The 22,900-nt window shown below is 66.0% G+C and carries 24 protein-coding genes and 1 pseudogene; 14 read left to right on the top strand and 11 right to left on the bottom strand.

Annotated features, from left to right (window positions below; all coding sequences use genetic code 11):
• A pseudogene (locus tag A5791_RS27795) lies at positions 1-429 on the top strand (hypothetical protein); the annotation flags it as partial.
• On the opposite strand, the gene aceA reads toward A5791_RS27795, so the two are convergent.
• Positions 426-2,726 (bottom strand): isocitrate lyase ICL2, encoded by a 2,301-nt coding sequence (gene aceA, locus A5791_RS22130; protein WP_067241432.1) that lies wholly within the window; start codon positions 2,724-2,726, stop codon positions 426-428. The pseudogene A5791_RS27795 and the gene aceA overlap by 4 nt on opposite strands.
• A 255-nt stretch (positions 2,727-2,981) precedes the next feature.
• Positions 2,982-3,683, bottom strand: a complete 702-nt coding sequence (locus A5791_RS22125; RefSeq protein ID WP_067241430.1) for an MBL fold metallo-hydrolase — start codon at positions 3,681-3,683, stop codon at positions 2,982-2,984.
• 59 nt (positions 3,684-3,742) lie between these two features.
• Between A5791_RS22125 and A5791_RS22120 the strand changes: the two genes are divergently transcribed.
• From A5791_RS22120 to A5791_RS22105, 4 genes are read left to right on the top strand one after another with little or no spacing between them, the layout of a single operon-like run.
• Positions 3,743-4,462 (top strand): hypothetical protein, encoded by a 720-nt coding sequence (locus A5791_RS22120; protein ID WP_067241428.1) that lies wholly within the window; start codon positions 3,743-3,745, stop codon positions 4,460-4,462.
• 33 nt (positions 4,463-4,495) lie between these two features.
• Positions 4,496-5,500, top strand: a complete 1,005-nt coding sequence (locus A5791_RS22115; RefSeq protein WP_067241426.1) for a medium chain dehydrogenase/reductase family protein — start codon at positions 4,496-4,498, stop codon at positions 5,498-5,500.
• A gap of 54 nt (positions 5,501-5,554) precedes the next feature.
• The gene (locus tag A5791_RS22110; RefSeq protein ID WP_067241424.1) at positions 5,555-6,001 is read left to right on the top strand and encodes an SRPBCC family protein; all 447 of its coding nucleotides are present in this window, start codon (positions 5,555-5,557) and stop codon (positions 5,999-6,001) included.
• A 58-nt stretch (positions 6,002-6,059) separates the two neighbouring features.
• Positions 6,060-6,572, top strand: coding sequence for a YbhB/YbcL family Raf kinase inhibitor-like protein (locus A5791_RS22105; RefSeq protein ID WP_082967070.1), 513 nt, complete (start codon positions 6,060-6,062; stop codon positions 6,570-6,572).
• A gap of 11 nt (positions 6,573-6,583) precedes the next feature.
• Here the strand turns inward: A5791_RS22105 and A5791_RS22100 are convergent, their stop codons facing one another.
• The gene (locus A5791_RS22100) at positions 6,584-8,152 is read right to left on the bottom strand and encodes an NAD(P)/FAD-dependent oxidoreductase (protein WP_067241422.1); all 1,569 of its coding nucleotides are present in this window, start codon (positions 8,150-8,152) and stop codon (positions 6,584-6,586) included.
• Positions 8,153-8,285: 133 nt separating this feature from the next.
• On the opposite strand from A5791_RS22100, the gene A5791_RS22095 reads away from it, so the two are divergent.
• Entirely contained in the window at positions 8,286-8,897 is a 612-nt protein-coding gene (locus tag A5791_RS22095; protein ID WP_067241460.1) for a TetR/AcrR family transcriptional regulator, read from the top strand.
• A gap of 68 nt (positions 8,898-8,965) precedes the next feature.
• Here the strand turns inward: A5791_RS22095 and A5791_RS22090 are convergent, their stop codons facing one another.
• From A5791_RS22090 to A5791_RS22080, 3 genes are read right to left on the bottom strand one after another with little or no spacing between them, the layout of a single operon-like run.
• On the bottom strand, positions 8,966-9,679 hold the full coding sequence (locus A5791_RS22090; RefSeq protein WP_067241421.1) for a hypothetical protein: 714 nt from the start codon (positions 9,677-9,679) through the stop codon (positions 8,966-8,968).
• A 15-nt stretch (positions 9,680-9,694) separates the two neighbouring features.
• A complete protein-coding gene (locus A5791_RS22085) occupies positions 9,695-11,137 on the bottom strand; it encodes a class I adenylate-forming enzyme family protein (protein WP_067241419.1) in 1,443 nt (480 codons plus the stop codon).
• Between the two features lie 22 nt (positions 11,138-11,159).
• Positions 11,160-11,873, bottom strand: a complete 714-nt coding sequence (locus tag A5791_RS22080; RefSeq protein WP_231995982.1) for a hypothetical protein — start codon at positions 11,871-11,873, stop codon at positions 11,160-11,162.
• Positions 11,874-12,046: 173 nt separating this feature from the next.
• On the opposite strand from A5791_RS22080, the gene A5791_RS22075 reads away from it, so the two are divergent.
• Genes A5791_RS22075 through A5791_RS22065 form a run of 3 tightly spaced genes read left to right on the top strand, consistent with a single transcriptional unit; the run spans position 12,047 to position 13,688 of the window.
• Positions 12,047-12,529, top strand: coding sequence for a carboxymuconolactone decarboxylase family protein (locus A5791_RS22075; RefSeq protein ID WP_067241415.1), 483 nt, complete (start codon positions 12,047-12,049; stop codon positions 12,527-12,529).
• A 23-nt stretch (positions 12,530-12,552) separates the two neighbouring features.
• Complete coding sequence (locus tag A5791_RS22070) at positions 12,553-13,182, top strand: nitroreductase family protein (protein ID WP_067241413.1); 630 nt, start codon at positions 12,553-12,555, stop codon at positions 13,180-13,182.
• Between the two features lie 11 nt (positions 13,183-13,193).
• Entirely contained in the window at positions 13,194-13,688 is a 495-nt protein-coding gene (locus A5791_RS22065; protein ID WP_067241405.1) for an SRPBCC family protein, read from the top strand.
• A gap of 13 nt (positions 13,689-13,701) precedes the next feature.
• On the opposite strand, the gene A5791_RS22060 is transcribed toward A5791_RS22065, so the two are convergent.
• Positions 13,702-14,013 carry a hypothetical protein gene (locus A5791_RS22060; protein WP_067241403.1) on the bottom strand — a complete coding sequence of 104 codons (312 nt, stop codon included), beginning with the start codon at positions 14,011-14,013 and terminating at the stop codon, positions 13,702-13,704.
• Between the two features lie 334 nt (positions 14,014-14,347).
• Between A5791_RS22060 and A5791_RS27790 the strand changes: the two genes are divergently transcribed.
• Together A5791_RS27790 and A5791_RS22050 are read left to right on the top strand one after the other, a co-directional pair.
• Positions 14,348-14,941, top strand: coding sequence for a hypothetical protein (locus tag A5791_RS27790; RefSeq protein ID WP_067241399.1), 594 nt, complete (start codon positions 14,348-14,350; stop codon positions 14,939-14,941).
• Positions 14,942-14,963: 22 nt separating this feature from the next.
• Complete coding sequence (locus tag A5791_RS22050; protein WP_067241397.1) at positions 14,964-15,938, top strand: FAD-dependent oxidoreductase; 975 nt, start codon at positions 14,964-14,966, stop codon at positions 15,936-15,938.
• Here the strand turns inward: A5791_RS22050 and A5791_RS22045 are convergent.
• Positions 15,935-16,357: an anti-sigma factor antagonist gene (locus A5791_RS22045; RefSeq protein WP_082967069.1), complete on the bottom strand. Its 423-nt coding sequence runs from the start codon at positions 16,355-16,357 to the stop codon at positions 15,935-15,937. The two genes, A5791_RS22050 and A5791_RS22045, sit on opposite strands and share 4 nt — an antisense overlap.
• 190 nt (positions 16,358-16,547) lie before the next feature.
• On the opposite strand from A5791_RS22045, the gene A5791_RS22040 reads away from it, so the two are divergent.
• Positions 16,548-17,330 (top strand): enoyl-CoA hydratase/isomerase family protein, encoded by a 783-nt coding sequence (locus A5791_RS22040; RefSeq protein WP_067241395.1) that lies wholly within the window; start codon positions 16,548-16,550, stop codon positions 17,328-17,330.
• A gap of 22 nt (positions 17,331-17,352) precedes the next feature.
• On the opposite strand, the gene A5791_RS22035 is transcribed toward A5791_RS22040, so the two are convergent.
• Both A5791_RS22035 and A5791_RS22030 read right to left on the bottom strand, forming a co-directional pair.
• A complete protein-coding gene (locus tag A5791_RS22035; RefSeq protein ID WP_067241393.1) occupies positions 17,353-17,751 on the bottom strand; it encodes a phage holin family protein in 399 nt (132 codons plus the stop codon).
• 24 nt (positions 17,752-17,775) lie between these two features.
• Complete coding sequence (locus A5791_RS22030) at positions 17,776-18,843, bottom strand: amidohydrolase family protein (protein ID WP_067241391.1); 1,068 nt, start codon at positions 18,841-18,843, stop codon at positions 17,776-17,778.
• A 130-nt stretch (positions 18,844-18,973) separates the two neighbouring features.
• Between A5791_RS22030 and A5791_RS22025 the strand changes: the two genes are divergently transcribed.
• A complete protein-coding gene (locus tag A5791_RS22025; RefSeq protein ID WP_067241454.1) occupies positions 18,974-20,185 on the top strand; it encodes an MFS transporter in 1,212 nt (403 codons plus the stop codon).
• 1 nt (position 20,186) lies between these two features.
• Here A5791_RS22025 and A5791_RS22020 read toward each other — a convergent pair whose 3' ends face one another.
• On the bottom strand, positions 20,187-21,482 hold the full coding sequence (locus A5791_RS22020) for a competence/damage-inducible protein A (RefSeq protein WP_067241389.1): 1,296 nt from the start codon (positions 21,480-21,482) through the stop codon (positions 20,187-20,189).
• Positions 21,483-21,510: 28 nt separating this feature from the next.
• Here A5791_RS22020 and A5791_RS22015 point away from each other — a divergent pair, with 28 nt between their 5' ends.
• Positions 21,511-22,896: an adenylate/guanylate cyclase domain-containing protein gene (locus tag A5791_RS22015; RefSeq protein WP_067241387.1), complete on the top strand. Its 1,386-nt coding sequence runs from the start codon at positions 21,511-21,513 to the stop codon at positions 22,894-22,896.
• Positions 22,897-22,900: the final 4 nt, after the last annotated feature.

Here is a 22,900-nt window from a genome sequence, read left to right as displayed (position 1 = left end):
ACGTCGGCGGAGATGCCGCCGCCTCCGCCGCCCGGTCCCCCGCCTCCGCTGGGGCCGCCGGGAATGCCGCCGCCTCCGCCGCCGGGTCCGCCGCTACCCGACGGGCCACCCGTGACGCCGCCACCGCCACCGCCAGGTCCGCCACCGCCGGAGGGCCCCCCGGTGCCCGGTGCGGACGACGGCGCGACGCTGGACGACGACGGAGCTGTTGTCGTCGGCGTTGTGGAACTGCTCGGGCCTTTGTTGCCGCCACCTCCGCAGCCGACCGCCGCAACAAGCATGGCGGCACCTCCGAACACCGCAAAGGCCGTCCTGGCTTGTGATTTCATCACGCTCCCCAATCTGGTCGAGTCCTCGCTCGTGCCTACCCAACCGGGGGCGGGCGCAAACGGGACCAAACCGGGGCGACGGGAATCGAGTTGCGTCTAACCCTCTTTGAGGATCAACCGGCGCAGCGCCACCTGATCTGGTTTGAGCAGCTCGGCGATGCGCGGGTGGTTCACCTCGGCGACGATGATCTCGCCGACCTCCTGGTAGACCTCGCTGAAGATGCCGTGGGACTTCATCTTTGAGGTCTGATAGAGGTTGTCCTCGGTCGGCGTCACATATATCACCGCGTCGGCCTTGAAGCGGTGTACCAGCCAGAGGTGGATCAAAGTCATCAGCCTCTTCTGCCGCAGCTTTTCGGCGAAGGTGTTCTGGTCCCGTACCTGAAGGATGCTGCGGCCGTGCCGATCCTTGATGGGGTCGACGACAACATTGGCCAGCTGCTCGTCACCGCTGCCGTAGATCCCCAGCTCGAGCACATCCGAGCCGGCGCGGCGGGGCCGCAGTTGTACCCGGAGCTTCTCGCCCAGCTGGTAGTGGTCGCTCCACAGCGCCAGCCATTCCTCCAGCAGCTTCTTCGGCACCTCGGTCTGCACCAGATGCTGGTGCTGAGTGGAGCCCTTGCCCATCGCCTTGGTGGTCGCCGTGCGCCCCGAGGAGGCGGCCAGCGCGGCATCGCTGCGCGGCCCGCCGACCAGGGTCTGTGGAGTCCGGTAGGGCGATTCGACCAGGCGCATCTTGCGCTGCAGCCGAGCCAGCGCCAGCATGCCGTCCTGCTTGAGGTTGGTAGCGAACTCCTCGGCGGCCACACCGTCGATTTGGTGCCCGCCGTAGGTGATGAAGTTGAAGACGAAGCCCATCTTGCCGAGCTCTTCGGGGAAGCGCTTCATCTCCTCGTCGGTCATCCCGGTGGTGTCCCAGTTGAACGACGGCGAGAGGTTATAGGCCAGCATCTGGTCGGGGAACACGGCGTGGATCGCGTCGGCGAACTGCCGGGCGTCGGCGAGGTCGGCGGTCTTGGTCTCCATCCAGAGGATGTCCGCGAAAGGTGCGGCTGCCAACGACTTCGCGATCGCGTAGGGTATGCCGCCGCGTATTTGGTAGTAGCCCTCCGGGGTCTTGGCCAGTTCACAGTCCCACGGCGGGTCGACGCCCAACTCCGTCGCCTTGGCCCGGGCATCGTAGAGCGACGCACGGGCGGCGAAGGCCCGCCACTCCTCGGAGCTCATCCCGCGTGGCTCGTCATCGCTCTCGCCGAATTCCAGGACCTCGGCGACCGCCTCGCCGTATGTCATCACGCCGGCATCGTCTTCCCAAGCGGCGACGAACTGCGATTCGACGTCGTCGTAGACGTCGTCGATGGAAGTCTCGTCGTTCTTGCGCCACGTGTTGACCGCCTCAGCGACCAGGTCGGTGATTCCATGGCGCTCAAGCCATCCGCGTGCCGCCGCGAACTCTCCGTCACTCAGCGCGTAGAGCAAGTGACCGTTGAGCTCTTCGGCGCCCAATTCGTAGAAGTGCCGCATCATTGCCAGGAAGCACGCCTTGTACGAAGGGATCTTGAGATTGGTGGCGCCCAGCAGGAACGGCTGGTCTCGCTCGTCGGCGCGGCTGTCGATGAGGTTGGCCGCCTCGGCGTCGGTGCGCGCGACGATGATGCCGGGCACCCGCATGACGTCGAGCTGGAAGCGGGCGGCGTTGAGTCGTTTGATCTGCTCGTCGGATGGCACCAGAACCTTGCCGCCCTGGTGACCGCACTTCTTGGTACCGGGCCGTTGGTCCTCGATGTGGTAGCCCGGCACCCCGACCTCGACGAAGCGGCGGATCAGGTTGCGCACGTGCGGGTCACCGCCGTGGCCGGTGTCGGCATCGGCAATGATGAACGGCCGGAAGTCGTACTGTCGGCTCGTGGCGCGTTGCTGCTCGGTCATGTTCAGCCGCAGGTATTGCTGGTTGCGGTCGGCAGTGAGAAGCGCGCGCACCAGCACCGCGGCGTCGTCGGGCACCTGGCTCAGCGGGTAACTGGCCAGGTCCGGCCCGGGGTCCTCGGTGGTAGAACCCTTGGCGGAGGTCGCCCAGCCGCCGAGGTAGATCCCCTCGATGCCCATCCGCTTCATGCTCACGGCCTGGCCAGGTGAATACGGACCGAATGTCGTGATGCTTTTCTTTTCGGCGAACAGTTCGCGCAGGCGGTCATAGAACGCGCCCGCCGCCTCCCGCGCGACGGTGTAGTCGGTGGGGATGGTGCCGCGCTGCTCTACTACTTGGCGGGCGGTGTACAGGCGAGTGATCCCGGCAAAGCGCGGGCCGTCGAAGTACCGCTGGGTGGCGGCTGTCTCTTGCTCAAAGTCTTGTTCGAACGGGGAATGGACTTCAGTGTCCGATTCGATGATGGCCATGGCTCTACACTCCCTCTGCAGCACGGTTCCGCTGACGCAGAGTGTATCCCCGGGCTGGGCGGTTGAATCATCGGTCAGTGAAGCGCACCCGGCCATGGCGGAGGCGCCCGCGGCGGCCTCAGCCGTCTGGTCTCTACAGCGCCCTGCGCGCGCTCACACGGCTGGCGGCGTACGGCCGCAGATCGCTTGTCCGCCAGACCTTTCGGCAGTCATCGGGCAGCTTCTGCGGTGCCGTTCGCCGCAGCCACGGCGATCTCAGCGTGCGCGCCGGCTCAGCCAATCCCGCTGACGGTGTACGAATTCCGCGTCCACCGGGTTTCCGTGGCCGGGAACGTAGATAGCCTCCGATCCGACGGCCGCGAGTAGCCGATCCAGGGTTGCCGGCCAGGCGGCTACGTCGGAGTCGTGGTCGATCGACGGGTCGGCGGATTCCTCGACGAGATCGCCGGTGAACACGACGAGCCGATTGTCGGCGCCACGGGTGATCACCACCAGATCCGCATCGGTGTGGCCGCGACCCAGATGCGCGACGGCAACCACGCGATCGCCGAGATCGATAGTGGCGTCGTAGATCTCGTGCCGGGGCGACCGCAAGGCCGCGATAGCACGGTCGACCTCAGCGGCGTCCGCGCCGTAAGCCAGTGCATCACTGAGAAGTTGATCGGCGGCCGACGACAGGTATTCGACGACTTCGGGTGCGCAGTACATTTCCGCTTCGGGAAAGCATCCAGAACCCAGTACATGGTCGAAGTGCTTGTGCGTCAGGACAATATGCGTTACCGGGCCACCGGTCAGCTCCCGGGCATCGGCGCCGACCGCGACCGCCTCGGTGAGTGTGGTGCCGGTGTCGACGAGCAGTGTTCCAGCGCTGCCCTGGACCAGGCCGATGGTTACGTCGCAGAACGCCATTCGGCAGCGATACACTCCGTCGGCCACCGGCTCCCAGCCGAAATACATAGAAAGAGCATAGAAACAAACGCAGCTGTGCAGCCACTGTGGGACAGTAGGATTCGCGCATGGGGTGGAGATCTCCCGGACGGATCATCATCGCGGTCGTCGCCCTGGTGGTCCTCGTTGTGGGGATGGCGACGTGGCTGCTGATCCGCTTCGACTTGATGCCCGACACGAACGCCGGGTCGATGCACGCCACCGCGGCCAACGGCACCCAGGTCGTGGTGGTGATCGCTGTCGATGCCACCGGGCAACCGGCCAGTGATTTCCGGCAGGTGCCCGCGGCCCCCGACGCCGGCAGTGTCGCCGAGGTCTCCGGCTGCGCCGCCTCCCCCGCGGCAGTCGCGGACGACGTCTACTACTGCGCGCCCAACGCGGCCGGGGCCGACGTGTGCTGGCGGTCGACCCCGGGATCGCTGCTGTGCCTCCACGATCCCTGGGACAAAGGGCTGCACCGGGTGTCTTACACCCCTCCGCTTCCGCACGTGAAGCCGCCGGCCGCGCCCGAGCCGTTTGCGTTGCTGCTGGACGACGGCACGCAATGCCGCCTGCGTAACGGCGGTGCGTGGGGCGGGCGCGACGACGGCCTGGTCGGCGCTTACGGTTGTCCCAACGCAAACCTCGCCGTGCTCGTCCCGCAGCATCGACAGCGGGATGACGCGTCGCCTATCGACCGGTCGCAGCCGACGTGGACGGTCAGGATCGGTTCGCTGGGCGCTGCCGATTCGCATCTGCCGCCGCCGCAGACACACTCGGTGAAAACGGCCTGGTTTGCCGGCTCGTGAGAGCCGCGCCGGGTTTTCACCGAGGAGGAATGAATGCGCGCAGTGGTCATCACCAAGCACGGCGACCCGTCGGTCCTGCAGGTGCAGCAGCGACCCGACCCACCTGGCCCTGGCCCCGGCCAACTGCGGATAGCTGTTCGCGCCGCCGGAGTGAACTTCGCCGACCATCTCGCACGCGTCGGGCTGTATCCGGACGCCCCGAAGCTGCCGGCCGTGGTCGGTTACGAAGTCGCCGGAACGGTCGAGGCGGTGGGCGCCGGGGTTGATCAGAGCCGCGTCGGCCAGCGTGTCCTGGCCGGCACCCGGTTCGGCGGTTACTCCGAAATCGTCAACGTCGCGGCGAGCGACTCCGTGGTGCTGCCGGAAGGGGTGAGCTTCGAGCAAGGCGCCGCTGTCCCGGTCAATTACGCAACCGCCTGGGCAGGCCTGCACGGCTACGGGTCGCTGCGCGCCGGCGAGCGGGTGCTGATCCACGCGGCCGCCGGCGGTGTCGGCATCGCGGCCGTTCAATTCGCGAAGGCCGCCGGCGCCGAAGTGCACGGCACCGCATCGCTGGGAAAGCACCAGAAGCTGGCCGAATTGGGGGTGGACCGTGCGATCGACTATCGCCGCGACGGCTGGTGGAAGGGCCTGGAGCCCTACGACATCGTGCTAGACGCGCTGGGCGGCACGTCGCTGCGGCGATCCTACGATCTGTTGCGCCCCGGCGGACGTCTCGTCGGTTACGGGATTTCGAACATGCAGGAGGGTGAGAAGCGCTCGCTGCGCAAGGCGGCACCCCACGCGCTGGCCATGCTGCGTGGCTTCAACCTGATAGACCAGCTCTCGGAGTCCAAGACGGTCATCGGGCTGAACATGCTGCGGCTGTGGGACGACCGGGGCACGCTCGAACCGTGGATCGCCCCGTTGGCCAAGGCCCTCGACGACGGCACGGTCGCCCCGATTGTGCATGCCGCCGTACCCTTCGCCGAAGCTCCGGAGGCGCACCGGATCCTGGCGGCGCGGGAGAACGTGGGCAAGGTCGTGCTGGTGCCCTGAAGCCAACGGTCTGATTTGCCCTTGTCGGCGCTGGCAATCTGGCAATATTGCGCAATGGCAGTAAGCGATACCCGCGAAATCGTCATCGAGGCGACACCCGACGAAATCCTTGACGTGTTGTACGACCTCGAGAAGTTGCCCGAGTGGTTTCCGATGACCAAAACGGTCGAAGTCTTGGAGCGCGACGACGAGGGCCGTCCGCGCCTGGCCCGGCAGGTCGTCAAAGTGGTGGGTGTTGCCGACGAGCAGGTACTTGCCTACTCGACAGAAGACGACGGGGTCAGCTGGACGCTGGTGAGCGCCAAAGGCCAACGCGCGCAGGAAGGCCGGTACACGCTCACCCCCCAAGGCGATTCCACCAAGGTGCACTTCAAGCTCATGATCGACCTGACCATTCCGGTCCCGGGCTTCCTGATCAAGCAAGGGACCAAGGGGATCATGGATCAAGCCACCAAGGGACTGCGCAAGCGAGTGCTCGAGGTCAACAGGGGCAAGAAGTAGCACCGCGGTGAGCACCCTTCGTCGAACCGCATCTGCCGGGGCCGGGCTGGCACTCGCGATGGCGTTGGCCGGCTTCGGCGGCGGGGTTTCCGCCGGCACGGCCAACGCGGCGCCACCCACTGGACCATTGGCGATCACGAGTCCCGCGTTCGCCGATGGTGCGTCGATCCCGGTGCAATACAGCTGCAAGGGGGCCAATATCGCGCCGCCGTTGACCTGGTCGACGCCCTCGGGCGCGGCTCTGGTGGTCGACGACCCGGATGCCCCCGGCGGCACGTATGTCCACTGGGTCGTGACCGGAATCCCGCCCGGTTCGGGCAGCACCCCGGACGGTCAAACTCCCGGCGGCGGCAAGGTGCTGCCGAATTCGGCGGGCCAGACTTCCTACAGCGGGCCCTGCCCGCCGGCCGGCAGCGGTAGGCACCACTACCGGTTCACGCTGTATCAGCTACCGGACAACTACCAGCTGCCCGGCCACCTTGCCGGTGCCCAAGCGGCGCAGACGATCGCCGGCGCCGCTACCGCGCAGGCCCAGCTCACCGGAACCTTCGAACTTGCGCTGCACGGGTAACACAGCGCGGCTCACGCGATGTCGTCGAGTGCCTGATAGGCGGCGTTGTAGCCAGGCGTGAAGGTGATACCGGGGCCGCCATGGCATCCCGCGCCGCCGAGATAGAGACCATCGATCGGAATTGGAAAGTCGAGAAAGCCTTTGGGCCCGGGGCGATTCGGCCCCATCAGGTCCGGGTGCAGCAGACCGTGACAGAAGTCGCCGGCGGGTGCGCCGAACATCGTGTTCATGTGATACGGGGCAAAGGTGATGTGCCGTATCACGATGTCCTTGAAGTTGGGCGCAAACCGGCTGATCTTGTCGATAACACGTTGTGCCATCTCATTTTTCAGATGGCCGTGCTGATCGCGGGCCACTTCCACCGGGAAAGCGTACGCGAACGCACTGGCCGCATGCTTGCCCGGCGGGGCCATGCTCGGATCGTGCACGGAGGGGATCTGCATCCCCATCGACGGGTTGTCCGGCACGACGCCCCGGCGGCAGGTCTCCCACTGCAGTTGTTGCTCTTCCGGAGACCCGAAGATGCCGACCGACTGCTGCATCCCCGCCTCGTTCAGCAGCTCATAGGGCGGGGCGAACTCGGGCAGACCGTCCAGGGCAAAGTGAATCTGCACGAAGGAAGCCCGGTGATCCCTTCCGGACACACGCGAAATCAGTTCTGCAGGAACATGTTCTGGCCCGACCAACTCGGTGAGGGTGAGGTCCGGCGACAGGTTGGAGACGACGATCGGCGCGCCGAGCGCAGATCCGTCGCGCAAGCGCACACCGGTGACCGTGCCGTTCTCGACCAGAATCTCTTCAACTTTGGTGCGGAACCGGATCTCGCCGCCGTGGGAGACAAAGAGCTCACGCAGGTGTTCGGTGAGGGCGCCGATGCCACCCTTGAGCTTGGTCATCATCGCGGTGCTGTTGTCCGGCACCGCCAGGGCGAACGCCAGGCAGGTGGCGCTGCCCGGCGTATACGGTCCACGGTAGGTGGAGTTGACGGCCAGAAATGCGAGCATCCCCCGCATGACCGCGTGCCTTTCCTTGTCAGGCAGGTAGCGGTCGATCACATCCATCGCCGAGCCGAACAGCATCTCGTGAATTGCCCGGCGTTCGGTGTCGTCGGCCGCGCACGCATACATCTCGTCAAGCGTCTTGGGCGGCTGGCGAACATCGAAGCGGCCGAGCGCTTTTGCGGGACCCTGACTCCACCCGATCAATTCGGCCATACCGGTTACGGCCTCGAGGCCGTGCTTTTCGCTCAGGTGCGTCATCAGCTGTATCGGGTCGCGGTAGAAGACCATCGGCTCTTCCCCGTGTTCACCGATGTTGGTCGACATCACGTCCGGTTCCACCGTCGGCAGCGTGTCGAGCCCGAGATCTTTGGTGATTTGGCTCGCGGTGGGAAACTGCACCGAACCGGCGATCTCGTAGCGGAAGCCGTCGATCAATTCCACCGTCGCCGCCATGCCCCCCGCGTAGGTGTTGGCTTCCAGGCATACCGTGCGCAAACCCGCACGTTGTAGAACGGCGGCGGCGGTCAGCCCGTTGTGCCCGGCGCCCACGACGATCGCGTCAAAGTCTGTCTTGTCCATATTCGTGACCCTGTTCTCCCGATGGGGTGGCACCCGGTGCCCGTCGACGACCCGTGCCAAGAATATGTCAGTTCTGACACAATTTGAAGATGTCAGTTCTGACGCGAATTTCCGGGGATACGATCGCTTGGAAATGACACCGCAAGTCCCCAGGCCGGCAAACCGGCACGAGCTACGCCGGCGATCCACGCATGAGGCGCTTCGCCGCGCCGCGCTGAAAAGCTTCGCCCGCAAGGGGTTTGCGAACGTGACCGTCACCGAACTGGCCAAGGAGGCGGGCGTTACCGAGCGCACCTTCTTCCGCCACTTCCCCACCAAGGAGGCGGTGCTGTTCCAGGACTACGAGACGCAACTGGAATGGCTCGCCGAGGCGCTCAGCCAGCGTCCGGCCTCCGAGTCGCTGTTCGACGCGGTGCTGGCCAGCGTCGCCGCATTCCCACACGACCTCGAAGTGGTCCGCCAGGCCGCGTCCGCGCGCACGGAGTTGATCAGTGCCGAGCGCATTGCGGGTCACCTACGGGTGGTGCAGTCGTCGTTTGCCCACGTGCTGACCGAATTCGTCAAGGGCAGGCGCCCGACAGTCCCGAATCCCGAACTCAGTGCCGAGGTCGCCGGCGCTGCCCTCGCGGCGGCCCTGGTCGTGGCCGTTGAGCATTGGGGCCGCAACGGGTGCACCGGCGACCTCGGCGAGCTGGTGGCCGCCAGTCTGGATCTGGTGCGTTCAGGTTTGGCGCCGCTGGTCTAATTGGTTCTGCGCGTATGGCGAGAAAGCGCGAGTGGGACACGCCGTCAACGCTGAGTCAACAGCGGAGATCAGTACAGAGGTGACCAGGCCGACGTGCGCAGGAGCCGGCTCTGCCACTGGTCGCGGTACTTCAGCGCCTCGAACATGTAGCTGCCCGGCGCCCGGTGCTCCGGCGGGATTTCGTTGGTCAGCAGGTGAACCAGCGCCGCGTAGTTGTCGGCGTCGTCGATCTTCTGCCACAGCATCGCTTCTCGTCGTCGGTAGCTGCCGTGCGCGACCTGGAAACATGCCTGGATGTCGAGTATGCGCATCCTGGCCGGCGCCTTGGACAGCGGGCGATAGTAGATCTCGTCCCAGGAACGGATGTAGTCGTCCAGTGCGGCGTAGGGCCAGCCGGTGTCTTCCATGAACAGCGATAGCGGGTGCGTCGCGCCGTCGGTGGGCACCGCCGTCAGGTCCACGGTCTGCAGGGGTGACCAGACAACCGGCAGCAGCAGCTTGCCCGTCACTTCGTGGCGCAGGTCGTCCAGCTCGCGCATCCAGGACTTGAGGTCGCCGGCCTGGGCACGTCGTGCCAGGTTCTCCCATGCCGCGCCGTCGGCGACCGCGGTGATCGTGACCACGGTGTAGGACGCCCCGGAACCATGGGCGTGGTTGGTGTACCAGAGCAGCCGGGCAGTGTCCTCTCTGGCCAGGGTTGGCATCCAGCCCTCACGGTAGGCGGCCTCGAACTGGTCCTGGCGCGCCCCGATCACCTTGTGGGTCTCGTGAAGAAACAGCACTGAAACTCCTTGGTGTCAGCCATGATTCGCGATCAGCGTGGCAATCTGACCGCGGTTGAGCTTGCCGGTCGCGTTGTAAGGGAGATCGTCGACGATCGCCAGCCGCTCCGGCAGCTTGAAGTAAGCGATCAATTCCCGGCAATGTGACCGCAGCTCGTCGAGGGTCACCGGTCCGCGGGCCACCACCGCCGCCCCCACCCGCTGGCCGATCTCGTCGTCCGCGACCCCGGCCACCGCGACATCGCTGACCAGCGGATGGGAGCGCAGCGCCTCCTCGACCTCGATCGGGCCGAACTTTTCTCCCCCGTGGTTGATGGTGTCGCTCAATCGGCCGCTCGGGAAGATGTAACCGTCGGAGTCCTGCCGGGCCAGGTCACCGGTGCGCAGCCAGCCTTCGCCGACGTTCTGGGTGGACCTGACCCACAGCTCGCCGACGGTGCCCGCCTCGAGATCGGTGCCGGTGGCCGGATCCACCACCCGCACGTCGACTCCCGGCAGCGGCCGGCCGACCGATCCGGCCCGCGCCGGATCGCGGTGGTCCTGCGGCAGCAGCGTGGTGTAGGCGCCCAGGGTCTCGGTCTGCCCGAACACGTTGGCGAACGCCACGTGCGGGAGCGCGGCCATCGCGCGGCGCACCAGCGCGACGGGTGCGGCGGCGGCCCCGTAAGCGATCGCGACCAGCGATGTCAGGTCGGCTGCGGCGAAGTCCGGATGGTCGAGGATGCGCTGCAGCATCGTCGGCACCAGGAATGTGGCGCTCACCCGGTGTGCGGACACCAGACGTAACCATTCGCCGGCGTCGAAGCGCGCTTGCACCACCGAGGTGTTGCCCGAGTACAGACTGCCGAGCGTTCCGAGCGCGCCGCCGACATGGAAGAACGGCACGCACATCATGCCTATCGACGGTTTCGCGTCGACCCGAAATGGCGCGGCCATTCCGCGGATCCGCATTGCGAGCCGGCGGTTGGTGACGCCGATCGCCTTCGGCAGCCCGGTGGTGCCGCTGGTGAACAGAACCAACGCCTCGCGGTCATCGACAGCGGTCGCGGACTGGACAGCGGCGTGGTCGCCGCGCAGCAAGTCGTCGTCTGCCAGTACGGTCCTCGCCCCCGCACCGCGTACCCGGCCGAGGTACGGCTGCCCGGCGACCGCCACCTCGGCGCAGCCGGCGTTCGTCAGCAGCCCGCGCAGTTCCGACGGCGTCAGCGCGGGGTTCATCAGTGCGGCCGCTGCGCCGATCCGCGCCGCTCCGAGCAGCGTCGCGATCGACAAGAGGCTACCGCCGTCGACAACGGCGACCCGCTGACCGGCCGTCACGCCGGCACCGGCCAGACCGGCGGCGCACCGGTCGACCGCCGCGGCCAGTTCGGCATAGCTGACGCTGCGCTCGTCGATGATCAGTGCGGTCCGGTTGGGATCGCCGGCCGCGGGGGCGTCAATGATCGTGCCCGTGTTCATGTCGCTCAATAATTCATGTCGGTCAATACAGCGGTGACCACGAGCAGGTGCGCAGCAGGCGGCTCGTCCACTGGTCGCGCAAGTCCAGAGCATCGTGCATCCAGGTCCCCGGGGCGCGGTGTTCCGGGGGAATATGGCTCCGCAGCAGCTCGAGCAGCGCCTCCGGCCGGCGGATCCGCTGCATCAGGGTCACCTCGCGGCGCTGGTGGCTGCCGAGCGCGGGCTGGAACGCGGCCCGGATCGACAGCATCGACGACGGCCGCTCCAGGCTCTTGGCATAGACCAAACCGCAACGGTCGATGTATTCCTCGAATTTGTCCTGGTAGGGCCACATGGTGTCTTCCATGTAGAGACTCAGGTCGTGCTTACGACCGTCGACCGGCACCTCGTGGAACGGCACTTCCTGCAGCGGCGACCATGCGAGCGGCACCAGGAGCTTGGCCTCGACGTCGTGGCGGAGTTCGTCGACACCGCGCATCCACTTCTGTAGGTCACCTTTTTGCACCCGCAGAGCGAGACGCTCCCAGGCGGCTCCGTTCTGAATGGCGGTAACGGTGACGACCGTGTACGCCGGACCGCTCCCCTGCGCGTGGTCGGCGTACCAGAGCAGCCGCGCGTCGTCGTCCGCGGCGAGCATGGGCATCCAGCCGTCCCGGAAAGCGGCTTCGAAATCGTCTTCGGCGCGTCCGCGCACCTTGTGCACCTCGTGCATGAACAGCACGCCGGAACCTCCCATATACAGGCGTCCCACTTTCCACGCCCTCGTTCCACGGACGGTAACCTGGGGCGGTTTCGGACTCGACGCCGGGTCTACGTATGTCAAATTGGGCGCCTTAGGCGATCTGGACAGCTGCGCCGAGAATCTGGTTTGCTCAAACGGCACCGTCTCTAGCGGGCAGGAGATCAGTTATGGCCAGGCTCGACGTGCCGGACGGTCCCGGAGGCGAGGCCGCGATGATCTGGTCGCTACGCCCTCAGCTCGGTGGCATGGTCGAGCGCATGATCCGCGGCGCGTATGAGCAAAGCATCTTGCCGCCCGAGGAACGTGAGCTGGCCAGGATGCGCATCGCGCAGATCAACGACTGCACCGCGTGCTCGGGTTTCCGTGCACAGTCGGTGCTGGATGCCCACATCCCACCGGAGCTCTACGACAATGTTGCGGCCTACGCCGAATACCCCGGCTATACGCCGCGTCAGCGGCTCGTCATCGAGTACGCCGAGCGGTTCGCCACCGACCACACCTCGCTGGACGACGCGTTCTTCTCACGATTGCGGGAGTCGTTCTCCGACGCCGAGGTTCTCGATCTAACCCTGTGTGTCGCGGTTTTTCTGGGTTTGGGCCGGTCGCTGACCGTGCTGGGCGTCGACCAATCCTGCGCGCTGGATCTCTGAACGACGGCGGCGGTTGGAGACGGGTGGACATCGCTTCGGTCGACGAACTGCTCACCACGACGCGGGCAGTGCGCAAACGGCTTGACCTGACCCGGCCGGTCGGCAACGAGGTGATCCTCGAGTGCATACGGCTGGCCATGCAGGCACCCACAGCAAGCAACGCGCAGGATTGGCGCTGGATGGTCGTCACCGATCCCGGCAAGCGTGCGGCGATCGCCGACATCTACCGCGGCATCGGCGAGCAGTATCTGGCGCACGCGGCCGAGACTGCGCCGGATGCGCAGACACGGCGCGTGTACGCAGGCGCGCTGAGCCTCACCGAAACGTTGGCCCAGGTTCCGGTGCATGTGATCCCGTGCCTGAACCGGCGATTCGACAAGGCCGATCTGGGCGTCGCCGCGGCGGCCTGGGCATCGATCATTCCGGCGGGCTGGAGCTTTCTGCTTGCGCTGCGGTCGCGCGGACTGGGATCGGTGTGGACGACGATGCATCTGTTCAGGGAGCAGGAGGTGGGCGAACTGCTCGGCATCCCGCCAACCGTCACCCAGGCTGCCCTGTTCCCCGTGGCCTACACGATCGGCACTGACTTCCGCCCGGCCACGCGTCCGCCGGCGGAGACCGTCACTTCCTGGAACACCTGGGAAGGCAGCTGAGGAGAAGGCTGATGCAGTCCTACACCGTGCGCTTCCACGTCGATGCACCCCCGGAGAAGGTATGGCGGGTGCTGCATCCGCCGGCGCCACCCAACTCGCCGCGGCCGCGCGTCCTCAAGTGGCCGACGGGCAGCATGGAAATTCTCAACGAGGGCGACGAGGCCGGCGAGGGCCTGGTCCGCACCTGCATCTTCGAAGTGCCCAAGTATTTGCTGTCCGGAGGCAAGGGCCGGTCGTGGGAAACCGTCACCGAGGCGAAGCTGCACAAGCTGTCGCGATATGTGGCGGTCGGTGCGCCGCTGTGGTCGCGTGCCGAGGGCTATCACGAACTCGAGGAACAGCCGGACGGCAGCACGGTGCTGACATTCCACGAGACGTACCATGCCTACAACCCGGTGCTGCGCTTCTTGTTGGAACGCCCGGTGCACGCCAAGATCTCGCGCGACAACCTCAAGACCTACGAGCACGCGCTCGGCTATGCCGGGCAGGTAAAGCGGTTGACGTAGGTTCTGGGCTGTCTCACACGAGCGCGGCTATCAGCGCCAGCACGGCGACGAATCCCGCCACAATCGCGGTCAGCACCAGGAGTGACCCCGCCGCCGCCAGTCGGTCACTGCGATTCGCGGACTCGTCGCGCATGACGGTGAGGCATCTCCGCATGCCCCGAAACAGATCCGGCCACGCCACCCGGGTGGTGGCCCGTCTGACTCCGGTGGGATCGGACGATGTACGGCGGTGTGGCGCCACTCCGGAGCCGTTGGCGAAGAGCACGAGACCCGCCACGAACAGCACCACGCCGATTACTGCCAACACACATGCGAGCCACAGCATTATGCCCCTCCACCTCTGCTGACGGCGACCGCCGAACTGCAATCCCGCTGCGGCGCAACGTGATTGAGCGCGGAAGTCACTATGCGCAGGTTCCTCGTCGTACCGGCCGATCCGCCTTTTGGTTTTGGCTTGGATACCCATCCCTATACCGGCGAAAACGACCATCGCTCCGCGTGCCGGCGCGCGGTCGGGACGGCCGTTTCCGTCAAACCCGTCCGATCTCGACGACGGACGCGGGACTGATGGCCGCGCGTGCAATGAAAGCGGCCTGGTTGTGACTGGCTGGTGATCGAAAGATTCGAGATTGGCTGTCCAGCCCGGTAATCTGCTACCCATGGGGTTCAAGTCCGCAACCGTAGCGGCGAGGTTCGCTGCCGCCGGTCTGATGATCGCGGGTTGGGCTGCTTGTGCCGGCTCGGGATATGTCGCCGGCGCGGATCCAGGCCCGACCCCAACGCCCGGGCCTTCACGGGGTGCTCCACCCGGACCGCCGCCGTCAGCCGCACCCGGGCCGTCAGTCGCACCGGCGCCGGGGACGCCAACCCCACCCGGGCCGGCGACGGTGGCCGCACCCCCTCCCGGCGGACCGAAGACGAGCATCGACCACGACGGCACCTATGTGGTGGGCAAAGACATCATGCCCGGCACCTACAGTTCGGCGGGGCCGGTCGGCAACGGCGCATGTTATTGGAAGCGGACCGGCAACCCAGACGGCAACCTCATCGACAACGCCATGAGCAAAAAGCCACAGGTGGTGCAGATCGAGGCGAGCGACAAAGCGTTCAAGACCAGCGGCTGCCAGCCGTGGCAGAACACCGGCGGCGCCCCTCCCGCAGAGGTGCCCGGACCCGTCGCAGGCGCCCAGCTGCAAAACAACCTGGGCATCCTCAACGGGCTGCTCGCCCCCAACGGCCAGCACGTACCGTAATCCCGCGGGTCCTGACGAACTCATGACGACCAGCCAGCAGGTGGTCGTGATCGGCGCCGGCGTCAGCGGACTGACATCGGCGGTGTGTCTGGCCGAAGCGGGCTGGCAGGTGCGAATATGGGCCACCGAGATGCCCAAGCAGACCACGTCGGTGGTGGCGGGTGCGGTATGGGCTCCCCCACGGCCGGGTGAACGTGCTGGCCAGACGCTGGCCTGGACCGCGCACTCCCTGCAAGTGTTTCGCGAGCTGGCCGAGTCCCCGGCCACCGGAGTGCAGATGGCACCGGCGCTGATCGTCGGCGACTTGACCCGGTCCGATGCGATGTCGTCCTCAGCCGAGCTGGTCCCCGACCTGCGGCCGGCTGATCCGCCCGACATACCCGCCGGTTTCCCCGCCGGGTTTCACGCCACCATGCCGATGATCGACATGCCGCAGTACCTGGATTACCTGACCCAGAGGCTGACCGCGGCCGGCTGTGAGATCGAGGTCCACCCGGTGCGGTCGCTGGCCGAGGCCGCCGACGCGGCGCCGATCGTGGTCAACTGCACCGGCCTGGCCGCCGGGGCGCTGACCGGCGACGACACCGTTCGGCCACTATTCGGTCAGCATGTCGTGCTGTCCAATCCCGGCCTGCAGCAACTATTTCTGCAAATCGACAGCGGCTCGGAGTGGACCTGCTATTTTCCTCATCCGCAGCGGGTGGTGTGCGGCGGCATCAGCATCGCCGACCGTTGGGATCTCACGCCTGACCCGGCAGTGACCGATCGCATCGTCGAACGCTGCCGTCGAATCCAGCCGCGGCTCGGCGAGGCCGAGGTGATCGAGACCATCACCGGGCTGCGTCCTGACCGCCCGGCGGTAAGAGTGGAGGCTGAGCAGCTGGGCCGGTCGCGCTGCATCCACAATTACGGTCACAGCAGCAATGGTGTGACGTTGTCGTGGGGATGCGCGCGCGAGGTGGCTGGCCTGGTCAGCCGCGCTCGCGATGGCGTTTAGTCGTTGGGCGACAGGGCGGTGTCCACCGAGGGATACATCGGCAGCAAGCTATTTAGGCCGCATGCGGCGATGGTCCGGGCGACCACCGGCTGGTTGCTGACCAGCCGCAGACTGACACCGCGCCGCTGGCATTGCTCGGCCACGCGCGCCAAGACGGCATAGCCACACGAGCCCATGAATTCCAGGTCACGCACGTCGATCACGATCGGGCCCGGTGCAATGGCGATCGACGCGCTCCGGCTGACCAAGCGCTGCCAGCAGCCCTCGTTGCTGGCGTCGATGTCACCGCCGACGTGCACGACCACCGCGGAGCCGCTGCATTCGGTGAAGGAGCGCAACCCGCTCTGTGTGTCTCCGAAATGGGGACTTGGACGGGCGTTCGAGGGCCCGGGAAACGTTCCGATCGCACCAGCGTCCATCCTGAGCAAATTCCCGTCGTCGTGTTCTGGTGACTGTGCGGGTAGGTGACGCCTTCCGGAGTGCCAGAAGGGCCGCCAGCGACGTGTCTTCATTCGTGGGGTATTCCCGTTTCACGGGTGTTGCTAAGCATATGTGTAACAAGAACTGACAACCAGGGATGTCGGCGACGGAATTCGGAAAGGAAACGCCGTGAGCATCGACTATGCGCTGGACGCCCACATCGTCACCATCACAATCAACCGCCCTGAGACCCGCAATTCGCTGGACATGGAACATTTCCGCGATTTGGCCCGTGCGTGGGCCGCCTTCCGCGACGATTCGAACGCTTGGGTCGCCGTGATCACCGGCGTTGGGCGGGATTTCTGCACCGGAGCCGATCTGAAGAAATTCATTCCGGAACTGACGGGTGACTTGTTCCAGCCCGAGGGCTGGAACAAGGACGACGCCATCCATGCGGTGCTGCACCGGTTCCCGGTTTATAAGCCGATTGTGGCCGCGGTGAACGGGACGTGCATCGCCGGAGGTTTCGAGATGCTCGGTTCCACCGATATCCGGGTGGCGGTGCCCGAGGCGCGATTCGCGGTGATGGAGCCCAAGCGTGGCTTGTTCGCGGGGGGCGGCACCACGGTGCGGCTGCCGCGTCAGATCCCATACGCCCTGGCGATGGAGTTGCTGCTGACCGCCGACATGGTCGACGCCCAGCGGGCGCTGGAGATGGGCCTGCTGAATCGGGTGGTGCCGGCGGACCGTCTGATGGATGCCGCTTATGACTACGCCGGGCGAATCGCGGCCAATGCGCCACTGGCGGTTTCAGCGACCAAGCAGTCCGCCGTCGAGGCGCTGTCCCTTGACCTCGGCGCCGCGTACGACAACGAGACCCGGCACAGCGATCGGATCTTTGCTACCGAGGACGCCAAAGAAGGGCCGCGTGCGTTCGCGGAGAAGCGGCCGCCGCGGTGGCGGGGGCAGTAGCTCCCGAGGGTTCGCCCGAAGGTCATTGCCTGCTGCGCCTCACCCGGCGGCCGATGAGCGACAAGATCCAGCTCACGATCGACAACAGGATGGCAGCCCAGATCGCGTCCCACCAGAAGTGGTCGACCTGCAATCCCCACCCGGTGGTGTGGCGGGTGATCCAGGCGGTGAGCCACAACATGAACCCGTTGATGACGACATGGAAAAGGCCGAGCGTCACGATGTACATCGGAATGGACAGGATCTGCACTACGGGTTTGACGAATGCGTTGACCAAACCGAAGATGACCGCTACCACGAAGATGATGCCGAGCTTCTCCAATTTGGTATCGCCGCCGACAAAGTGCACCCCTTTGACGAACAGAGTCACCACCCACAGGGCGAATCCGGTCAATGCGGCGCGTAGCAGGAAGGGGCCCATCGGCCGATCTTCGCACGCGCCCGGTCAATTGAGGTTATAGAACCGCTGCGCGTTGCTGCCGCCGATCTTTTCGCGAGCCTCTTCGCTTATATCCGTCCGGGTGCGCAGATGCTTGGTGCTTTCTGGCCACTCACCGTCCCAATGCGGGTAGTCGCTGGCGAACATGATGAAATCGGCGCCAAGCACGTCGATCACACCGGGCAGGATCGGCTCCTCGGGTTCGCAGGTGACCCAGATGTTGCCTGCCGCCAGATATTCGTGAGGGTCTCTGCGCCAGCCCCGTTCGACCCAATCGCCGCGTTTCTCGTAGTGCTCGTGCAGGCGATCGATGAAGAACGGGACCCAGCCGGCACCGGCCTCTAGGAACGCGACCCGCAACTGCGGATGCCGTTCGAACACCCCGCCGGAGACCAGCGCGGTCATCGCGGTCATCTGGTCGAACGGGAAGCTGATGCAGTGCACCTGGATGTAATTGGTGAACCGGTCCACGCCGATCTTGGGCAGGTGAATACCGGGGGCGCCGTGGATGCCGAGCGGCATCTGCAGGTCCACGGCGGCGACATAGAACGGGTCGAGGTCGGGGTGATCGAGGTTTCGGGTCTTGAGTGCCGGCGGGACCAGGGTCGCGACCAGCCCCAAGTCTTTGGCCTCGCGCATGATGTCGATGGCCACCTGCCCGTGTTCGACCGGCGTCACAGCGACACCCCGCAGCCGGCCGTTCGTCGGCGCGCAGTAGTCGGCGATCCACTGGTTGTACAGGCGCGCGAATCCCGCTGCGAAATCGGGATCTTCGAGGCTGGGGACGCACAGGCCGAGGCTGGGATATAGCACCATCGTGTCGATGTGGTCGCGGTCGGCGTCGCCCACCACGCCCTCGGCCGTCCTGCAGTTGACATCGGGTGCCTTGGTGATCCCGTGTTCAGGCGGACAGCCGGCGCCCGGGCCCTCGTCCTCTGGGTAGTTGCGGCCTTCGAACATCAACCGCATGCGCTTGTCGGTGCTGGGCTTGACGTAATCGGGCCAGCGTCTGATTGCTTCGGTCGCCAGGGAAGAGTTCTCGGCGACATGTCCATCGGCATCGATGATCCGCATAGACCGGGAACTTACTCCCGCGGATGGCGTGGTCAATCAACTCGCGCCAGCGCGCCCGCTACGCCACGATGCTGACGTGACAACTTCTCAGAAGCTCACCGGCGATCAGCGGAACTCGTTCGTTGCGGCGATGCTGGGCTGGACGATGGACGCCTTCGACTATTTCATCGTGGTTTTCGTCTATGCCGATATCGCAAAGACGTTCCACCACAGCAAAGCCGAAGTCGCATTCCTCACCACCGCCACGCTGATGATGCGTCCGGTGGGTGCACTGCTGTTCGGACTGTGGGCCGACCGGGTTGGTCGGCGTCTGCCGTTGATGGTCGACGTGATCTTCTACTCGCTGGTCGGGTTCCTGTGTGCGTTCGCGCCGAACTTCACGGTGCTGGTGATTCTGCGGCTGCTGTACGGCATCGGGATGGGCGGCGAATGGGGGCTGGGCGCCGCGCTCGCGATGGAGAAGGTGCCAGTGGAGCGGCGCGGCTTTTTCTCCGGATTGCTGCAGGAGGGGTATGCGTTCGGCTATCTGTTGGCGAGCCTTGCAGCGCTGCTGGTGATGGATTGGCTGCATTTGTCGTGGCGGTGGCTGTTCGGCTTGTCCATCATCCCGGCCCTGATCAGCCTCATCATCCGGTACCGGGTGCAGGAGTCCGAGGTGTGGGAGGCCGCGCAGGACCGGCTGCGGCTGACCAGCACCAGGATTCGCGACGTGCTGGGCAGCGGGGCCGTCGTCCGCCGGTTCTTCTATCTGGTGTTGCTGATGACAGCGTTCAACTGGATGAGCCACGGCACGCAAGACGTCTACCCGACGTTCCTGGGGGCGACGGCCAACCACGGTGCCGGTCTGGCCAGCACGACGGTCAAGTGGATCGTGGTTGTCTACAACATCGGAGCCATCATCGGCGGTCTGGTGTTCGGCACGCTGTCGCAGCGGTTCAGTCGTCGCAACACCGTCGTCTTCTGTGCGCTGCTGGCCTTGCCGATCGTGCCGCTGTTCGCGCTTTCGCGGACCGCGGCGATGCTGTGCCTCGGCTCGTTCCTGATACAGCTCTGCGTGCAGGGCGCCTGGGGGGTGATCCCTGCGCATCTGACGGAGATGTCACCCGACGCGATCCGCGGTCTCTACCCCGGCGTGACCTACCAGCTCGGGAACCTACTTGCGGCGTTCAACCTGCCTATCCAGGAACACCTGGCCGAGTCGCACGGCTACCCCTTCGCCCTGGCGGCGACGATCGTGCCAGTGCTGCTCGCCGTCGCATTTCTGACGCTGATCGGCAAGGACGCCACCGGAATCCGCTTCGGGACGACGGAAAGTGCTTTTCTACCAACGGAAGTCACGTGAGCTAACTGGTTTCGCTCAGGGCCCGGCGCAGCAGGTGCATCGCGACTGTCGTCGAGCGCTCGCGGATGTCGGACCGGTTACCGGGTAGCCTCAAGGTTCGCGTGTCCATCCTGCCCTCGGCCAGCGCCACGGTGAAACAGACTGTGCCCACCGGCTTTTCCGGCGTGCCGCCGCCCGGCCCGGCGATTCCGGTGATCGCGACGGCGGTGTCGGCGTTGAAGCGTTGCAGCGCGCCGGCCGCCATCGCCTCGGCGACCGGCTCGGACACCGCACCGTGCTTTTCGATCAGCGCCGGGTCCACCCCGAGCAGCTCGGCTTTGGCTTCGTTGGAGTAGCTCACCACGCCGCCCATCACGTACTCCGACGACCCCGGCCGGTCGGTGAGCCGCGCCGTCAGCAGGCCCGCGGTGCAGGATTCCGCGGTAGCGATCCGGCGGCCGGACAACAATCGCGCGACCAGGTCGTCGACGTGCGAACCGTCTTCGGAGTACAGCTGGTGTCCGTGCTTGTCGCGCAGCAGCTGCGTCAGCTGGGCGTACGCGTCTGCGGCGGCGGGCTCGTAGCGGGTGACCATCTCGATCTCCCCGCGCCGGAGGCAGGTGGTGATCTCGAGCTGTTCGAAGCCGGGGACGGCATGTTCGGCGGCGCGCAGTGTCTCGGCCAGCCCCGACTCGGGCAGCCCGAACATGCGCAAGGTCTCCTGGCGGTAGACGGTCCGGCCGGCGATCGCGTCCTGCGCGGCAGACGTCTCGATCGCCGTGTGCCACATCGGCTGTAGCTCGCGCGGTGGTCCCGGTAGCACGATCACGGCAGGCTTGCCGGGCACCACCACGCCCGGCGCGGTGCCCACCGGGTCGATGACGTGCGCCCCGGCGGGAACCATGGCCTGTTTGCGGTTGGCGGCGCGGACCGACTCGAAAGTCCCGGGGTCTAAAGCGGATTGGAAGGCAGGGTTACGTGCCATCAGCTTTTTCAGAATGTCGGCGATCTTGTTCTCGACCTCTTCGTCGAGCACCAGCTCGCGCCCGCAGAAGCGCGCTACCACCTCGACAGTCATGTCGTCGGCCGTCGGCCCCAGACCGCCGCTGGTGACGATCAGGTCCACGCCCTGGTCGGCCATGAACCGCAGCTGCGCGTCGATGTCGTTCGGGCGGTCGCCGCAGATGGTGATGTGTGCCAGTTCGACCCCCAGCTCCAGCAGTCGATCGGCGATCCAGGGGCCATTTCTGTCTTGGACCCGTCCGGTGAGGACTTCGGTTCCGGTGACCACGATGCCTGCGCGTGCACTCACCGGCATGAGCCTACGCATCGATTAGCCTGTGCCCGTGGCGCAGGCGCCCCCGACTTATAGGACTCGCTACGCCAAGTGCGGCGATCTGGACATCGCGTATCAGGTGCTTGGCGAGGGTCCGGCCGACCTGCTGGTGTTGTCCGGGCCGTTCGTGCCGATCGACTCGATCGACGACGAGCCGTCGCTGCACCGTTTCCATCGACGGCTGGCGTCGTTCAGCCGGATAATCCGGTTCGACCACCGCGGGATCGGTCTCTCCTCACGGATGCCTTCCATGACGCTGCTGGGACCGAAGTATTGGGCCCAGGACGCGATAGCGGTGCTGGACGCCGTCGGAGCCGGTCAGGTAACCGTCTTCGCGCCGAACTACCACGCGATGAGCGGGATGGTTCTCGCCGCCGACTATCCCGAGCGGGTCCGCGGATTGGTGGTCGTCAACGGCGCCGCACGCGCGCTGTGGGCGCCTGACTACCCGGTAGGAGCCCAGGTGGATAGCACGCGCCCCTTCAGCACCGTAGCCCTTGATCCCGATGCTGTGGAGCACGGCTTCGACGTGCTGCGGGTCGTCGCTCCAAGCGTCGCCGGCGACGATGCGTTTCGAACCTGGTGGGATATGGCGGGCAACCGTGCCGGGCCGCCGACCATGGCCCGCGCGGTGTCGGAGGTAGTCACCCGCAGTGACGTGCGAGAGGTGCTGGGGCGCATAAGCGCGCCGACGCTGGTGTTGCATCGCATCGGTTCGAGGTTCATTCCGATCGGGCACGGCCGGTATCTCGCCGAACACATCGCTGGGTCACGGTTGGTCGAGTTGCCGGGCGCCGATGTCCTGTACTGGGTTGGTGATACCGCGCCGATGCTCGATGAAATCGAGGAGTTCATCACCGGCGCGCGCGGCGGCTCGGATGCAGAGCGGGTGCTGGCGACGATCGTGTTCACCGACATCGTCGGCTCGACCGAGCGGGCCGCCTTGCTGGGCGACGATCGTTGGCGCGACCTGCTGGACAATCACGATGCCATCATCCGTCATGCGTTGCAGCGCTTCGGCGGTCGTGAAGTCAACACAGCCGGCGACGGGTTCGTGGCAACGTTCGTCAGCCCCAGCGCCGCGATCGCCTGCGCCGACGAAATCGTCGACGCTGTCCGGGTTTTGGGCATTGAGGTGCGGGTGGGCATTCACGCCGGCGAGGTCGAAGTGCGCGGCGCGCTAAGGGATGACGTCGCTGGCGTAGCGGTGCACATCGGCGCGCGGGTAGCGGCGCTGGCGGCACCCGGCGAAGTGTTGGTGTCCTCGACTGTCCGCGACATCGTCACCGGGTCTCGGCGGACGTTCGCCGACCGTGGTGAGCACGAACTCAAAGGGGTCCCGGGTCGCTGGCGGTTGTATGTCCTGGTGCGCGATCAGGCCGCCGTCACGCCCTAGCCGC

Source organism: Mycobacterium sp. 852002-51163_SCH5372311, assembly GCF_001667115.1.
In the GTDB taxonomy this organism is placed as follows: domain Bacteria; phylum Actinomycetota; class Actinomycetes; order Mycobacteriales; family Mycobacteriaceae; genus Mycobacterium.
This window is presented reverse-complemented; position numbering and strand designations above follow the sequence as displayed.

Coding starts and splice junctions, on each gene's coding strand:
- A5791_RS22025 (WP_067241454.1), top strand. CDS start 18,974: ATGCTGGGCTGGACGATGGACGCCTTCGACTATTTCATCGTGGTTTTC.
- A5791_RS22105 (WP_082967070.1), top strand. CDS start 6,060: ATGGCGTTGGCCGGCTTCGGCGGCGGGGTTTCCGCCGGCACGGCCAAC.
- A5791_RS22115 (WP_067241426.1), top strand. CDS start 4,496: ATGCGCGCAGTGGTCATCACCAAGCACGGCGACCCGTCGGTCCTGCAG.
- aceA (WP_067241432.1), bottom strand. CDS start 2,726: ATGGCCATCATCGAATCGGACACTGAAGTCCATTCCCCGTTCGAACAA.
- A5791_RS22080 (WP_231995982.1), bottom strand. CDS start 11,873: ATGGGAGGTTCCGGCGTGCTGTTCATGCACGAGGTGCACAAGGTGCGC.
- A5791_RS22085 (WP_067241419.1), bottom strand. CDS start 11,137: ATGAACACGGGCACGATCATTGACGCCCCCGCGGCCGGCGATCCCAAC.
- A5791_RS22095 (WP_067241460.1), top strand. CDS start 8,286: ATGACACCGCAAGTCCCCAGGCCGGCAAACCGGCACGAGCTACGCCGG.
- A5791_RS22020 (WP_067241389.1), bottom strand. CDS start 21,482: ATGCCGGTGAGTGCACGCGCAGGCATCGTGGTCACCGGAACCGAAGTC.
- A5791_RS22120 (WP_067241428.1), top strand. CDS start 3,743: ATGGGGTGGAGATCTCCCGGACGGATCATCATCGCGGTCGTCGCCCTG.
- A5791_RS22100 (WP_067241422.1), bottom strand. CDS start 8,152: ATGGACAAGACAGACTTTGACGCGATCGTCGTGGGCGCCGGGCACAAC.
- A5791_RS22045 (WP_082967069.1), bottom strand. CDS start 16,357: ATGGACGCTGGTGCGATCGGAACGTTTCCCGGGCCCTCGAACGCCCGT.
- A5791_RS22110 (WP_067241424.1), top strand. CDS start 5,555: ATGGCAGTAAGCGATACCCGCGAAATCGTCATCGAGGCGACACCCGAC.
- A5791_RS22035 (WP_067241393.1), bottom strand. CDS start 17,751: ATGGGCCCCTTCCTGCTACGCGCCGCATTGACCGGATTCGCCCTGTGG.
- A5791_RS22075 (WP_067241415.1), top strand. CDS start 12,047: ATGGCCAGGCTCGACGTGCCGGACGGTCCCGGAGGCGAGGCCGCGATG.
- A5791_RS22060 (WP_067241403.1), bottom strand. CDS start 14,013: ATGCTGTGGCTCGCATGTGTGTTGGCAGTAATCGGCGTGGTGCTGTTC.
- A5791_RS22050 (WP_067241397.1), top strand. CDS start 14,964: ATGACGACCAGCCAGCAGGTGGTCGTGATCGGCGCCGGCGTCAGCGGA.
- A5791_RS27790 (WP_067241399.1), top strand. CDS start 14,348: ATGGGGTTCAAGTCCGCAACCGTAGCGGCGAGGTTCGCTGCCGCCGGT.
- A5791_RS22065 (WP_067241405.1), top strand. CDS start 13,194: ATGCAGTCCTACACCGTGCGCTTCCACGTCGATGCACCCCCGGAGAAG.
- A5791_RS22125 (WP_067241430.1), bottom strand. CDS start 3,683: ATGTATTTCGGCTGGGAGCCGGTGGCCGACGGAGTGTATCGCTGCCGA.
- A5791_RS22030 (WP_067241391.1), bottom strand. CDS start 18,843: ATGCGGATCATCGATGCCGATGGACATGTCGCCGAGAACTCTTCCCTG.